This is a genomic window from Bacillus sp. 22-7, from assembly GCF_010628845.1.
GTDB classification, from domain to species: domain Bacteria; phylum Bacillota; class Bacilli; order Bacillales; family Cytobacillaceae; genus Cytobacillus; species Cytobacillus firmus_B.
On record NZ_NJQY01000006.1, the window covers coordinates 77302 to 91012 of the forward strand.

The window sequence follows — 13711 nt, forward strand, 5'->3', positions numbered from 1 at the left end:
GCACTTACAAGCGTAATTCATAAATAAGCGTTAATCCTTCTAGGATCAACGCCATGTAAATTTTCAGCCAATCTTGCCTTCTAAATGTTCAATTATGTTATTTGATCTCGTTCAAATGTTCTTCCAGACGGTTCCAAGTATCTGTAATGCCCTGCAGCATACCCATTTCCATTACGGACTGGAGCGCCTCTGCGGATACATATTTTCCACGGTTAATTAATTTTGTTTTGCCGTCCACATCCACAAATTCCAGTGTCACTTCTGTAGATGGCATTTCCTCGTTAATAGTCCCTTCAGCATCGGAAAAATAGTCGGTATAGCTGATGCTCTCCGGCTCGCTGATTTCCTTGTATATCCCCTTGCCCCAGGATTCCATGCCATAGAATTGTCCCTGATTCCGATCAACACACTTCATGCAATAATGCCATACTCCACCAGGCCTGAAGTCAACGCTGCAAACCGGGAGCTCCCAGCCTCTCGGACCCCACCAATGTTTCAGGTGTTCCGGCTCTTTAAACATTTTAAAGACAAGCTCGCGCGGTGCATCGAATACGCGCTCCAATACCAGCACCCGTTCATCTTCAACTCTTGAAAGCATTGCATTATTTGACATTGTTACTCCTCCATTAGAAGCTGTATTTGAAAAACCGTTTGAAAAACCGTCTGCAACTCTAGAGACAGACCTAACCTGAGCTTAATCATCAATTCAAAGGTTTTTTGCCCTGCAATACGTTAAGGTAATCATCCAGCCTATCCATCCTGCCTTCCCATAATCGGCGATAGGAATCAAGCCACCTATCCAGTTCCTGAAACGGTTCAGGCCTGATTTTATAAATCCTGCGGTTGGCGATCGGCTGAACCTCGACGAGGCCTGCGTCACAAAGAACGCGAAGATGCTTGGAAGTTTGAGGCTGGTTCAACTCAAGTTTTTTTGCGATATCCCCTACCGGAAGCGCTCCTTCCAGCAGCAGGTCAATGATATCCAGGCGGTTGGGCTCAGCCAGTGCACTGAAAATTTGCCCGTTCATGTTGTATCATCTCCCAGCGTGATTTTGATGACTTTCTCCATTTCTATGCAGATCCCACCCCCGATTCCTTAATTTTCACTTTCCTTATTTATAATATACACCGTAAGGAATATTCCTGTAAAGGAATATTTTAAACATTAAAAAAACTGACTTTATTATCCCATATAGTCCTTCTTCTTCAGCAAAAGAAGGATTATAGTCTTGAATATTTTTTCCCGGAATAGAATTAAAAGATATACTTTTAAACTTATGCGTTACCTGGAAAATTAGGAGGGATATTTTCTGAAAGCAATTGCGTATCAAAAATACGGATCGCCAGATAATCTTAGATTGACAGATTTAGATAAACCAGTGCCCAGGGATCAAGAGGTACTCGTCAAGGTTCACGCAGCATCTGTGAATTATGAGAATCTTGTTCTTTTAAAAGGAAAACCATACCTGGCACGCTTTGCCTACGGTCTTCTCAAACCAAAACACACGGTACCAGGAGGTGACATCGCTGGTCAGGTGGAAGCAGTCGGCAAAGACGTCACACAGTTTCAGCCAGGCGATAATGTGTACGGAGACCTTTCAGGCTGCGGCTGGGGCGGTTTTGCTGAATATGTATCTGTCCCTGAAAAGGCCCTGGCCATAAAACCAGCCAATCTTACTTTCAAGGAGGCAGCCGCAGTTCCTATGGCGGGAGTCACAGCACTTCAGGCCTTAAGGAACAAAGGAAACATTAAGGCAGGACAGAACGTCTTGATTTATGGGGCGTCAGGGGGTGTGGGAACTTTCGCCGTACAAATCGCCAAATCATTCGGTGCTGAGGTTACCGGTTTATGCAGTACAAGGAACTTAGAAATTTTGCGTACTATTGGAGCAGATCATGCCATCGATTATAAAAAGGAGGATTTCGCCAAAAGGACAGAGAAGTATGACCTGATTCTGGCTGTTAACGGATATCAGCCCATTTCAGCTTATAAGCGGGCTTTAAAATCAAATGGAACTTATGTACTTTCCGGAGGTTCAGGAGCACAATTCACACAGGCGATGGTAATGGGGCCGTGGATTTCATTCACAGGGAATAAGAAAATGAGCAGCATGCTGCAGAGGCAAAATCAGGAAGACCTGATTTACATGAGCGAACTTATTGAAGCCGGAAAAATAAAGCCGGTCATTGATCGATCATTTAAATTAAGTGAAGTGGACAAAGCTTTCAGATATTTTGAAGAAGGTCACGCTCAAGGAAAAGTAATTATTACGATTACAGAAGATTAATAGCGGTTAAGATTCAATGTGTGTTCAGTGCAAGGGAGATGAAGAATCCCTTTACCCTCTTCTCCCCCTTATAAAAAATTGTGAGTCTATGAACATTCTGAAAGCAGTATTATCAATAAAAACTAAGACATGTTTGTCATAAATCAGTGTCTTAACAATCATATTCTCTATTTCATGCTTCCTTCCTCTTTCTAACTGTTAAGAACACTATAAAACATTACGTTACATAAGGTTCAAGTAATTTCTGTAAGGACCAGCCCACTAACTTTTCTAATTTCTTGAACAAATTAGATTTACCATGTGTTAAATTATATTTAATATTTGTTAATCCGCTTTTATCACATGGGCAAGGAGTGTAAAAATGAATGATTTCTTTACGTTTTTAATTCTTTCTTTGTTTGTAGTCATGAGCCCTGGAATCGATACTGCCCTTATTACAAAAAGGACGATTTCAGACGGAAGGACAGAAGGCTATAAAATGGGGCTGGGGATTACAGCAGGTTCTTTAGTGCATACCTTTGCGGCTGCTTTTGGCCTATCAGCCGTTTTAATGCAGTCTGCTGCAGCATTTAAAGTTATTAAATATGCCGGGGCGGTTTATTTGATTTACCTTGGGTTATCATCATTCATCTCTTTGAAAAAGAAAAAGAATTCTGAGATAGAAACTGAAGTAAAATCAGATATGAAAAAGTCTGCCTTTAAACAGGGACTCCTTTCAAACGTGCTCAATCCCAAAGTTGCAATGTTCTTCTTAACCTTTCTGCCGCAATTTGTGAAGGCAGGCGAAAACGCGCAGCAGCAGCTGATCATTATGGGAATTATATACACACTGATGAGCATATCCTGGTTTTTCCTATACGTATTCTTCATCAATTATCTGCGGGAATGGCTAATGTCCCCAAAGGTTCAAAGAGTTATGGATAAAGCTACAGGTGTTGTGTTAATCGGTTTCGGATTAAAGCTGGCGATGGATAAACAGCGTTAAATTGCAAAAAAACATTGGATAACCCAATGTTTTTTTTACTCTCACGCTGATGCACCCCTGGAAAAAAGAATGTGGACCACTTGCAGATTACAGGGTAAACTGATGATCACAATTTACACCTTAAATTTAGCAAGGAGTTGACAATGGAGAAAGAGCAGCAATGCTTCGGCAATCAATGATGAATTCTCTTCCTGCCGGAACTTGTGCCGCATCCGTCGGCTGGGAGAAGGTAAAGATTGCACAGCACGTCCCTTCTTTAAACCGGACAAAAGAAAACTCAGTGGGCTGAGGGTTTTGACCAGGACCTAAAGCTAAAAATTCCGCAGTACCTTTCAGCAAAATCAAAAACCCCTGCCCTTCTCTCGCATTCCTTAAAATACTGCAGGCACATCCCTAACATGCTGAAGGCAGCAGTTCACACCACCAGCATTTTCCTAAACTAAACATACAATCACCTCCTTAATAACTATCATATTTCTGAAAATTCATTTGGACAGACCATTGTTCCGATGTTTAAAAAATGAGTACATAGCCCACCTGGATTACAAAAGGAAGTTGTAGTCCTGAACATTTGCTTATCAAAACAGTGCCAAAAAATGTACAATAAGCAGTTGATTATTTTCACATTCATACTGTATGATACATAGTATAAACCATATAGTGTATGACATATAGTATATCAAGCGAGGTGATTGAATGAGCACGCTGCTGAATTCGTTAACAACTGAACTGCGCAGAGGGACATTGACGCTGGCAGTGCTGAGCCAGCTTCGGACACCGCAATACGGGTATTCACTGGTTCAGTTATTGGAGGACTCCGGCATCAATATTGATCAGAGCACATTATACCCATTGCTGCGGCGTCTGGAAAAACAAGAGCTTGTCACAAGCAGCTGGGATCATACGGAGAGCCGGCCGCGCAAGTATTATGTTTTAAGCGAACTGGGTCTGGAGACATTTCTGCAGCTGAGAGAAGAATGGATTAAGAATTCCAAACAGCTTTTCGGGCTGTTAAAGGGGGATGAGGAAGATGAATTTAATTGAAGTATATATACAGGAAGTGACCCGGAGGCTGCCTGAAAAGAGCCGTGCGGATATCGCACTCGAGCTGCAGTCAACGATCGGGGATATGCTTCCGGATGATTACAATGAGGAAGATGTTAAGGATGTGCTCAGCAAATTGGGCAGTCCTGCAGCCTTGGCCGCCGGATACCGGGATCAGCCGATGCATCTGATCGGGCCGCGCTATTTCGATGTATATGTATCCCTTTTAAAAATGATCCTGCCGATTGCCGCAGCGATTTCATTGATTTCTCTTGCTGCGGAGTTTATTTTTAATTTTAACAGGGACGAAACCATCATCAATGCCATACTCGAATTAATGGGTTACGGAATTTGGAGACTCATGGAAGTGGCTGTGCAGGTGTTTTTCTGGCTGACGATTGTATTCGCCGTTATTGAGAGGATGGATAAAGGAAAAGAGCAGCATCCTTTATCACCCAGCTTAAAGCCGTGGACTCCGGACGATTTGAAAAGCATTACGTATATTCCGAAGAAAAAAGCCATTTCCAAGTTCGAGGTGTTCGGAAGCTTAATGTGGACTGCTATTTGGGCAACCCTTTACTTTTATGCCGACCGGCTGATGGGTGTCTATAGAGGCGGAGGTGAAGGACTGGAGTTTAAAATTCCCGCGGTCAACCAGGATGTTCTGCTGGGATACTGGCCAATCGTTGTGGTCATCATTGCGCTAGAAGCGGGCCTCGCTCTCTACAAACTCATCATTGGCCAATGGACGAAAAGAATGGCCATCTTCAATACCATCCTTGAACTGCTTGCCACCATCGTGTTCATCTTCATCCTGCTGAACCCGAATTTGCTCCAGGCAGAATTTATAGCATACATGACCGATTTATTTTCAATATCAGCCCCCCAATTTAAAAACTGGCTGATTAGCGGCATCATGATCGTCTTTATCTTTTATGCTGCAATGAGTATCTTTGATGGCTTTCGTAAATCCAGAATACAATAAAGTGATGTCCCCAATCAGTATGCCTGTTCTCGAAAAATAGAGAACAGGCATAATTGAAAGATTACAGAACTTTGACATTATCAGAAGTAAATAAGTCTGCCAGGTAAAGTGATCTGGTGCAGTTTTGCTTTGATTTTCATCGTAATGATGACTTAAACAAAAGCAGAAGCAATGATTGACTTGACAACTGGATGATACAAAAGAATCAAGAGCTTTCCATATCAATTCTGAATGTCCAATCACACCCTCCAATAGATTGAAACATGAGCTGCTGAAAGAACTGAAGCTTGATCCGTTATAACTTTCAATGGAACATTGTTGACAAATCTGGGAAACGGACATTAGCTTCAATAATAGCTTATCCCTATGATAATAATGAAATAAACTTCCTTCTGGATATAGGTTCTGTTTATCCCCTTTTACATATTGGTTTATTTAGGAATAATTCTGACTGACCTAATATACAAATGAATAAAATATATAATTATTGGTGGGATAATAAATGAGGTATGTTTTTGATCAGGGGGAAATTCTAGATGAATTTAACGTTTCAGTCAGTATAAGAAATAAAGGTCTAAATTATGGATTAGGATGCTTCGAGGGAATTAGGGCTTACTGGAATGAATATCAAAAACAATTATACATTTTTCGAATCTACGACCATTATAAGCGGTTCAATGAATCTGGAAGTTCTCTACATATACAAATTCCTTATACCCCAATACAATTAATTCAATGGACGATCCAATTATTAAGACAAAATAATGTCAGGGAGGATGTATATATACGGCCCTTGTGCTTTAAGGGATCAAATACGCTGCGTCCTGATTTAAAAGATCCTTTTAATAGGGTTACTATTTATTGCACAGCGTTTGAGTATAAACCCAAGCCAGCCTTAAATGTTTGTGTTTCTTCATGGAGCCGTACAGGTAATAATATGATTCCGCCTCAGGCAAAATCAACGGGAAACTATTTAAATTCAGGATTAGCAACTACGGAGGCGAGTTTAAATGGTTTTGATGAAGCTATATTTTTAACGGATGAAGGGAATGTGAGTGAGGGGCCAGGAGAAAATATTTTCATCGTGAAAAATAACAGGCTAATTACCCCGCAAATATCCGATAATATACTCGCAGGAATTACGCGTGATACTGTCATTCAAATTGCAAAAAACCTCTTATTTCTCCCAGTTTCTGAACAGAGTCTGTCAAGAGCAGAATTATACTCTGCTGATGAAGTGTTTTTTACAGGCACAGCAATAGAAATCAAGCCGATAATTAATATTGATCATAGGAAAATAGGAAAAGGGATTGAAGGTGAATTGACTAAAAAAATTCGCTTTCATTATGAAAATATAGTTAGAGGAAACAATCCCCATTATTTAAGCTATTGTACACCGGTGTATTAAACCTAAAATCTTTAGTATTTCGCTTAATTTAAGTAATGGATAATTTGGAAGTTTCCTTCCCAGTCAAAATAAGGGTGCAATTCCTTCTTAAGCTTAGATTTCATAAGATAGTCCTGCTTTATAAGTAACCCTTTCTACCCTTATAAAACCACAAGAAAAAGCGTTAATCTTAAGGATTAACGCACTTTCAGCACTCTAAAATACCATTCAATTGACAATTTTTTATAATATTACCCATAAAATCAATAACCCTATAAATCAAAAATAATCCCCATAATCGAGTAAATAATAACCGTTGAAAACAGTACTGTCATATGAACAAGCGAAAAGATAAATAGTGATTTCGCCCATTTCTCCGGATCCATCCGTTTATAGCCATAGACACTTATGCCCAGCCAAATGATCCCCAAAAGAAGGGCAACCAGCATAAGGCCAATGCTTAAAGAACCTAACAGAAAGCTGATGCCGATCAGAATAACTAAATAAACATTCGTCTGGATATATGTCCTTCTGACGCCTTTAACAACAGGCAGCATCGGCACATTCGCCGCTTTATATTCATCATGCTTCCGGATGGCAATCGCATAAAAGTGCGGCATTTGCCAGATGATGGTGATGATAAACAGCCCGAGGATCGCAGGATGCGTGATATCCGGATGGATGGCAGCCCAGCCGATAAGCGGCGGCATCGCACCTGAAATGCTGCCGACCTCCGTGTTATAAATGGTTCTTCGTTTGCTCCACATCGTGTAAGGGACCACATAAAAAAACAGCCCCAAAAATCCAAGCAGCCCCGCTAACGGAGTCGTGAAGGCAAGAGCGAGAATTCCAAACACAGACATGAGGCTTGCAAGCCACAATACCTGCTTTGGCTTGATTTCCCCTGTAACAGTTGGTCTGCTTTGAGTCCGCTTCATGATCGAATCGATATCACGGTCATATAAATTATTAAACGCCCCTGCTGCCCCCATTACAAGGCTTGAGCCAATAAAGGCCAGAAGAATCTCTGGCAGCTTCTCCAGAAGGCCGAAGTCATACGTATATAAGGCCAGTGTTAATCCTGCAAACATCGGGATTAGATTGGATTTAATAATCCCTGTTTTGACTGTCAGTGCGAGGATCTTTGATAAAGGCCGTCCCTGCGTCTTCAGGGTTTCTTCCTCTTTCATGATCAATTCTTCCCCTTTTAATTATTCTCTCTTTCTCTAAACACCAAAACTCATTATACACCTATTATAACAGGAGTTGATACTCAATGATTTCTGAAAAATCCCAATGCTGGTGAACTCTCTGCAAAACGAAAAGAGAACCTTGCCTGCCGCTTAGTCCTCCCTGTTGATTCTAACATTATTTGCATGGTAATGGGGCTTATAATCGTGACATCTTTGTTTCATTTCAATCAGAAAATAATTCCCCCTGGACCTGACCCAATTTCTTCACGTTTTACCTTCTGGATATAGGATTCGTTTTCAAAGGTATGGATGTACCGGTTTAATTTGTAATAGCCGATATCATTAACCGTATAAAAAATGATTACCGGTTTTCCATTTTTATAGAAAAAATGAGGATGTAGGATATCTGGAATTTCCTTCAATTCATCCCACGGGTGAATAAAATTTAAGTAGTCTTCTATTCGCGGATTCCGCTCGTCTATATCTGAACGCATCTCTTCTCTGTAATCATCCGTATAAGGCAAAATCCGATCCTGTCCCCATGAACAGCCATGCCATATCGCCCCAAATTCATAAAGCTCATGCAAAGCAATCGCCGCCTGCAGATAAGATAAAGGTGACCTGTCCCCATCAATCGCACCCATAAAGTCATCCAATGCGAACTGAGGTTTAGGCGGACTGAGGAAAAAGTCATCCAACCGGCTGCAAAGATCAGGATCAGGAAGCTCCACTGCTGCTGGAATCGCCCACACCACTCCATTTCCGTTTCTGCCGCTGAAATATTGATAGCCTCTTAGCTTGTATTCTTTCATGATTTTTAATTGAGAGAATCCATTGATGATATCTTCAGGGTTCTCGGCTGAAATGCTCCAGCCAGCCGGAGGTTCATTTTGGTCTGCATCATCAGCAGAATTCACGATGATATTTGGCTTTACAGCTGAGGCGGTAAATATAGTCAGGTTTTTCATGTATGATATCTCCCTCTGAGTTATGTCATCCTCTTTCTACCTAATTGTACGACGCTGCCCTGTTAAATTTTCAGTGGGGTGGGTCAGAAAAATGAAAACACCTGTCCTCTCAGTCCAATGCATGAGGTCAGGTGCCTGATTTGGATCCAATAGTGAAGATGAAGATAATGCGAAGTGTTCTTTTGGAGGATTACTGATTGTTCAGCTTATAAATCTGCCGGGAGTGCTCTGAAATCTTCTGATCATAATAAGCAAGATCATGCTTAGATGCCGCAGATTCTCTAAGCTCGGCAATTTGTTCAATAGCCTGATCTGCTTTCACATCAATAACAGACAATTTTTCATTCATTTCATTCATTTTAACATTAGAGTTAGCTACACTATGAATCAATTGCTGGATAAGGTCCTCATGCCGTTTTAGGTCCGCTGTCAGCCTCTTATCCATCGAGTTTACTTTTTGGTCCAGAGTGTTCAGTCTTTTATCCATCGAGCTGACCTTTTGATCCAGAGCGTCCAGCCTTTTATCCATCGAGCTGGCCTTTTGGTCCAGTGTATCCAGCCTTTTATCCATGGAACCCACTTTATGATCTAATGATTCAAGTTTGTTTAGGATTAAATTCAGTACTTTTTCCACCTTTCTCACCTCCTTCTCGTATCATTATATCAGGAACTATATCGAATTAGACAACATCTAAGAGATCTTAGCATGGCTATTATTAGCTTTTCAATCTACCATATTAGAAAGTGCCTATCCCCATTACTGCTATGCTGGACAGGCACCCCAAAGCTGACAAAAGACGCTCTCTGATGCTACTTTTTCTTCCTTTCAATGATATAGTTACGCTTCCCTTTTTTAACCGAGTATGTATCGGTGGTTCTTTCCATAACAAAGCTGAAGTTATTTACCTTGCGCTTGGATATTCTTGATGCAAGCTTCTCTGTCCGGTCATATCGCATAGAAACATCTTTTTCAGCAGCGTTCAGTTTAAAACAATGCCCGCCGCTCACATAAACGTTTGAGGTATCATGGCCCTCAGGCATGATGGCATCTACATGATGAAGCGCAAACCACACACATTCATCGTGCCCAGGCGATGTATGAGGAAACCAATACATGTCCATTCCACCCGGAATTCTTACTGGTGCAGCTCTGCAGGGTCCAAGTATGGTTTTCGAACCGCTCGATGCACCATTCAGATCAAAGCCATAATAGTTTATGCTTTCATCTATGATCTCAATCGGCCTCTTCTTTACCATAAACGTATAATTCCCTTCCAAAACCAAACTGCAGTATTCGCCTTCTTCGTTATAATGGGCCCTAATTGATTTCGTTTCCGGTATGATTATATATTCCCGTATTAGTAATGCATTCATTGTAATTAATATCCTCCCTTATATTTCACTATTTAAAAAATGTAAATTAAGGAGTATACTATCTTATGAGCTGGTATACTCCATCTCAACTAGACTCTCAGGCTATCGTCTTCCCGGACCCGTCTGAGGGTTTTTTATGCTGTTACATCACGCTCACCTCCTTTGCGTCTCCAGCCAATAGGCAATCGCCTCTATATTTTTCTTGCTTTTATCAAGGTAAAAGAATTCTCCTCTTGCAACTCCCTCAAATCTTCTCCACTCCGGATTCGTGCTGCTCCAGTTCACTTCTTTTAGGCTATCCATTCGTTCACTCAGACCTTGTTTTTTGACTGACAGTGATTGGTATCCCCAGTCTTTCATTGCGTATATGGATATGGCCTGAATAAGCGGAAAGCTCGCCAGCATGGTTTCGTGATAGTTTCCGATTCTTGCAGGAGATTCAAAGGAGAAAAGTTTATCAAACCAGGAATTTACGACATCCATATAAGCTTCATCCTCTCCCCCAGCATTCTCCTTCCATTATCCGATCTGTTTAACAGCTTGCCTGCCAAAAAAGTGGCCACAAGCAAGCGCAGCTGGGAAAGTGAGAGGAATTTTTTATTAGCTGGCCGAATAATGGCTCTTTTTTCGGTTTCCACACCTGCTTCTATCAGCTTGGCATTGGATTGGAGAATCCGGTTCGTCATCCCGTTTAAACGGTCTCTCGAATCATAGGCGATTCGCTTGGACAATGCCACCTGTTTCCCTTTTGTGTTTAAATCAATAAAAAGCTGGTTTTCCTCATCTTTGGAAAGTCCTTCAAGGACCTGAATGGAGATCTCTGTCTTCTCCAGCAGATATTGAAGATGATAAGCATTCCGAATTTCTTCATCCTTCTCACTTTTCATACTCATGAAAATTTGATCCTCAAGCTGAAGAATGGCTCTCATCCGGTGTGACCCATCTACAATTCTTAATCCGCCTGGCGGTTGCCCTCCTAACATCCCCTCTTCTGCTGCGGCAACCAGCGGCGGCATATATATTTCTCCTCCTGCAGCATTCGAGAAGATATACTTTTTAATCCGTCTGACCTGAAGCTGATTCGTGTCTCTCAGAATAAGCTTTTTTTCTTTATGCATTTTGACCAGTTCGGAAACAGGCAGCGCTATAAAAGTCTGCCGCTTAGTGAAAATATCATGAACAATCACGGCTTCAGCCCTTCCTGTACAATTTTCTTTTTGAATTCCAATGAGGTCTGCTGGATTTTCCTCGTAGCAGAATGGCCTTTAATTTTCGAATTTTTCTTGTCAAACATGTGCCGGAACATAGGATCATCGTGCTTCCAGCTGCACTCAAATTTTAAGTGTTTGAGTTCGTGTATAGCTTCTTTGTAGGATAAGTTATGAGTCCTGGTCAGCTGGTTGGCACAATAAGCAAGAGCTATTTGCACACCCGAGTAACCGCTTACAAATTTAAGTCTATTAGCGCTTCTCTTAGGGAAAATCTGCTGCCATATCTGAAAAAATTCGATTGCGATCTCTTCTGCTTCCTTCGGATTGCATCTATAATACGGGGTACCTTTTTTTACTGTTAAAATGCCTTCAAATAAGGCAATGATGCATCTCTTCATGGTGGCTAATGATGTAAGTGCGGAGTTGTGAACGGAAATTCTGGAAAGGCTTTGTTCTATTTCAAAGATAGGCTGAAGCTTTGCTGCAACGGTTCTTGTCATCTCCGTATATTGGTCACGCTGATCGTAAAGCATAACCTGCCCGATATGAGCATCTCTTCTTTCCGTATTTATGTCAGTAAAAAGCTGCCTCTCCTGAGTTGTTGTCAAATCCAGGAATACCTGCATGGCAACAGGATATTCTTTCAATCTTTCAATATAGGTCTGCAGTTTGATTGCCTCATCCAGCCTGCCTGTTTCTTCCGCTGATTCTTTTCTGGATTTAAGATGGCTTATGGCAGATGAGAAACTCGCGCTGCGATGCTGGCCATCGATGATATAAAGCTTGCTTCCGGGAGTCAGTTCCCATCCATCCTCCGTTTGGCGAATCGCGCCTCTGGCCGAAAACACAAATGGGGAAAAGTAAAAATCCCTGCCTTCTTCAAGCGATTGGATGATAAACTCTCTAATCTCCACCCGCCTTTTTGGATCCAGCTTTCTCTGAACTTCCTCATCTACTTCAAATATCGCTTCCAAAGTCGCATATCGCAGCTGAGTGGCCAGTACTTTTTTACCAAATTGATTGTATGCCGAACCCATAATTCTGGTTAATACGCCAATATCTGTCATATTTCTCACCCCGAGATTCATTATAGGCATGTTGTCTGATTATTGTAAAATCATTTTTCACCATCACACTCGCTCCGTTCTTTCTAAGGCCTGATTTTGATAAGTCAGCCTGCTTTCATACTATTGACGGAAGCGGAAAGACAAGATAAAATACGCTGCTAAATTTTCGAACCTTGCGTGTGACTTTTATTTGTGATTTATGTCACAAATACCTTCTTGAAACACTCTTTTCAACCTTTCTAAAAAAAAAACAGATATAAAAAAAACAAATTTTCCTCTAATTTCGAACATTTTGTGACAGGCTGTTCTCAGCTTGATCATCTTGAAACTACGTGAAAAGAAAGCATAAAAAAAAGACTGAAACCCCGAGGGAATTTCAGTCTCTTCTCAGATCTATTTCGGCAATAATACGCGATCAATGACATGGATTACACCATTGGAAGCAGCAATGTCAGGTGTTACCACAGTGGCATCATTGACTTTAACAGGGTTAAGGGAGATTGTCACATCTTTTTCTGCGAGTGTTTTTGCCTTCATTCCATCTTTCAAATCTGAAGACACGACTTTACCCTGAAGAACGTGATAAAGCAAAATATCCTTCAGATCCTTTCTTGCCAATAACTGTTCTGCCGTAATGTTCAATTCCGTCAGAAGCTTGTTGAAAGCCGCATCTGTTGGAGCAAATACAGTGAATGGCCCTTCACCTTTAAGCGTATCAACCAGTCCCGCTTTCTCCAAAGCAGCTGCCAGGATCTTAAAATCCCCAGCTTGTACAGCAGTATCAACGATGTCTTTCTTAGTACCAGTGTTTTCTGCAGCTGATGCCAGTCCAGAGAAGGACAGCACCATCATAAAAACCATGGAAATGACAGCTAATTTTTTCATTTGAAATTCCTCCTTTTTCAAAAATGGTTTACACAAATCAACTATGTAAACTCCAAACTTTATTATTTGTTTGATTGTAAGTTTTATCCATATCGGAATAAATTTTTATAAGATTAATTTGTTTTAGGTTCATACAAAATAGGCGTGCCCTTCTTTTTTAGGGAACCCCTTATTCTTTCATTGAACTTGTTTTGGTCTTAGACATCTTATAGATGATAAAGGCATCGTTATTCTTAGTGACTTTTAATGCTCTCTTTTTAGCCTTCAGTAATGGAGCTGTAGTAATCGTTTCATAACAAACAGCTGGCATTAGCACGCTTTCAT

16 protein-coding genes are annotated in these 13711 nt (G+C 41.0%); 5 read left to right on the forward strand and 11 right to left on the reverse strand.

What is annotated here, in order from left to right; all coding sequences use genetic code 11:
• Positions 1-97: 97 nt before the first annotated feature.
• On the reverse strand, positions 98-613 hold the full coding sequence (locus CE058_RS04300; RefSeq protein WP_163140485.1) for an SRPBCC domain-containing protein: 516 nt from the start codon (positions 611-613) through the stop codon (positions 98-100).
• 88 nt (positions 614-701) lie between these two features.
• The gene (locus CE058_RS04305; protein ID WP_048008571.1) at positions 702-1028 is read right to left on the reverse strand and encodes an ArsR/SmtB family transcription factor; all 327 of its coding nucleotides are present in this window, start codon (positions 1026-1028) and stop codon (positions 702-704) included.
• Between the two features lie 282 nt (positions 1029-1310).
• Here CE058_RS04305 and CE058_RS04310 point away from each other — a divergent pair, with 282 nt between their 5' ends.
• Both CE058_RS04310 and CE058_RS04315 read left to right on the forward strand, forming a co-directional pair.
• Positions 1311-2288 carry an NAD(P)-dependent alcohol dehydrogenase gene (locus CE058_RS04310; RefSeq protein ID WP_163141114.1) on the forward strand — a complete coding sequence of 326 codons (978 nt, stop codon included), beginning with the start codon at positions 1311-1313 and terminating at the stop codon, positions 2286-2288.
• Positions 2289-2649: 361 nt separating this feature from the next.
• Positions 2650-3273, forward strand: coding sequence for a LysE family translocator (locus tag CE058_RS04315; RefSeq protein ID WP_163140487.1), 624 nt, complete (start codon positions 2650-2652; stop codon positions 3271-3273).
• A gap of 126 nt (positions 3274-3399) precedes the next feature.
• On the opposite strand, the gene CE058_RS04320 is transcribed toward CE058_RS04315, so the two are convergent.
• On the reverse strand, positions 3400-3612 hold the full coding sequence (locus tag CE058_RS04320) for a hypothetical protein (RefSeq protein WP_163140489.1): 213 nt from the start codon (positions 3610-3612) through the stop codon (positions 3400-3402).
• A gap of 357 nt (positions 3613-3969) precedes the next feature.
• On the opposite strand from CE058_RS04320, the gene CE058_RS04325 reads away from it, so the two are divergent.
• The 3 genes from CE058_RS04325 (at position 3970) to CE058_RS04335 (ending at position 6710) form a co-directional block, all read left to right on the forward strand.
• Positions 3970-4317, forward strand: coding sequence for a PadR family transcriptional regulator (locus CE058_RS04325; RefSeq protein ID WP_019382190.1), 348 nt, complete (start codon positions 3970-3972; stop codon positions 4315-4317).
• The gene (locus CE058_RS04330) at positions 4304-5302 is read left to right on the forward strand and encodes an HAAS signaling domain-containing protein (protein ID WP_163140491.1); all 999 of its coding nucleotides are present in this window, start codon (positions 4304-4306) and stop codon (positions 5300-5302) included. The genes CE058_RS04325 and CE058_RS04330 overlap by 14 nt, the downstream gene beginning before the upstream one ends.
• A 502-nt stretch (positions 5303-5804) precedes the next feature.
• Positions 5805-6710 (forward strand): branched-chain amino acid transaminase, encoded by a 906-nt coding sequence (locus CE058_RS04335; protein ID WP_163140493.1) that lies wholly within the window; start codon positions 5805-5807, stop codon positions 6708-6710.
• A gap of 251 nt (positions 6711-6961) precedes the next feature.
• Here CE058_RS04335 and cyoE read toward each other — a convergent pair whose 3' ends face one another.
• From cyoE to CE058_RS04375, 8 genes are all read right to left on the reverse strand, one after another.
• Positions 6962-7879 (reverse strand): heme o synthase, encoded by a 918-nt coding sequence (gene cyoE / locus CE058_RS04340; RefSeq protein ID WP_163140495.1) that lies wholly within the window; start codon positions 7877-7879, stop codon positions 6962-6964.
• Between the two features lie 230 nt (positions 7880-8109).
• Positions 8110-8850: a hypothetical protein gene (locus CE058_RS04345; RefSeq protein WP_163140497.1), complete on the reverse strand. Its 741-nt coding sequence runs from the start codon at positions 8848-8850 to the stop codon at positions 8110-8112.
• Positions 8851-9040: 190 nt separating this feature from the next.
• Positions 9041-9484 carry a hypothetical protein gene (locus CE058_RS04350; protein WP_163140499.1) on the reverse strand — a complete coding sequence of 148 codons (444 nt, stop codon included), beginning with the start codon at positions 9482-9484 and terminating at the stop codon, positions 9041-9043.
• A gap of 176 nt (positions 9485-9660) precedes the next feature.
• Positions 9661-10224, reverse strand: coding sequence for a competence protein ComK (locus CE058_RS04355; protein WP_163140501.1), 564 nt, complete (start codon positions 10222-10224; stop codon positions 9661-9663).
• 153 nt (positions 10225-10377) lie between these two features.
• Positions 10378-10707 (reverse strand): hypothetical protein, encoded by a 330-nt coding sequence (locus CE058_RS04360; RefSeq protein ID WP_163140503.1) that lies wholly within the window; start codon positions 10705-10707, stop codon positions 10378-10380.
• Positions 10695-11411 carry a DNA sulfur modification protein DndB gene (locus CE058_RS04365; RefSeq protein ID WP_163140505.1) on the reverse strand — a complete coding sequence of 239 codons (717 nt, stop codon included), beginning with the start codon at positions 11409-11411 and terminating at the stop codon, positions 10695-10697. The genes CE058_RS04360 and CE058_RS04365 overlap by 13 nt, the downstream gene beginning before the upstream one ends.
• Complete coding sequence (locus CE058_RS04370; RefSeq protein WP_163140507.1) at positions 11408-12502, reverse strand: DNA sulfur modification protein DndB; 1095 nt, start codon at positions 12500-12502, stop codon at positions 11408-11410. Before CE058_RS04370 ends, CE058_RS04365 begins: the two co-directional genes overlap by 4 nt.
• Positions 12503-12895: 393 nt before the next feature.
• Positions 12896-13387, reverse strand: coding sequence for a fasciclin domain-containing protein (locus CE058_RS04375; protein ID WP_163140509.1), 492 nt, complete (start codon positions 13385-13387; stop codon positions 12896-12898).
• Between the last annotated feature and the right edge of the window lie 324 nt (positions 13388-13711).

Excerpts from the sequence above, each read along its gene's own strand:
- CE058_RS04335 (WP_163140493.1), top strand. The coding sequence starts at position 5,805 with ATGAGGTATGTTTTTGATCAGGGGGAAATTCTAGATGAATTTAACGTT.
- CE058_RS04325 (WP_019382190.1), top strand. The coding sequence starts at position 3,970 with ATGAGCACGCTGCTGAATTCGTTAACAACTGAACTGCGCAGAGGGACA.
- CE058_RS04375 (WP_163140509.1), bottom strand. The coding sequence starts at position 13,387 with ATGAAAAAATTAGCTGTCATTTCCATGGTTTTTATGATGGTGCTGTCC.
- CE058_RS04315 (WP_163140487.1), top strand. The coding sequence starts at position 2,650 with ATGAATGATTTCTTTACGTTTTTAATTCTTTCTTTGTTTGTAGTCATG.
- CE058_RS04300 (WP_163140485.1), bottom strand. The coding sequence starts at position 613 with ATGTCAAATAATGCAATGCTTTCAAGAGTTGAAGATGAACGGGTGCTG.
- CE058_RS04360 (WP_163140503.1), bottom strand. The coding sequence starts at position 10,707 with ATGGATGTCGTAAATTCCTGGTTTGATAAACTTTTCTCCTTTGAATCT.
- CE058_RS04370 (WP_163140507.1), bottom strand. The coding sequence starts at position 12,502 with ATGACAGATATTGGCGTATTAACCAGAATTATGGGTTCGGCATACAAT.
- CE058_RS04305 (WP_048008571.1), bottom strand. The coding sequence starts at position 1,028 with ATGAACGGGCAAATTTTCAGTGCACTGGCTGAGCCCAACCGCCTGGAT.
- CE058_RS04355 (WP_163140501.1), bottom strand. The coding sequence starts at position 10,224 with ATGAATGCATTACTAATACGGGAATATATAATCATACCGGAAACGAAA.
- CE058_RS04345 (WP_163140497.1), bottom strand. The coding sequence starts at position 8,850 with ATGAAAAACCTGACTATATTTACCGCCTCAGCTGTAAAGCCAAATATC.
- CE058_RS04330 (WP_163140491.1), top strand. The coding sequence starts at position 4,304 with ATGAATTTAATTGAAGTATATATACAGGAAGTGACCCGGAGGCTGCCT.
- cyoE (WP_163140495.1), bottom strand. The coding sequence starts at position 7,879 with ATGAAAGAGGAAGAAACCCTGAAGACGCAGGGACGGCCTTTATCAAAG.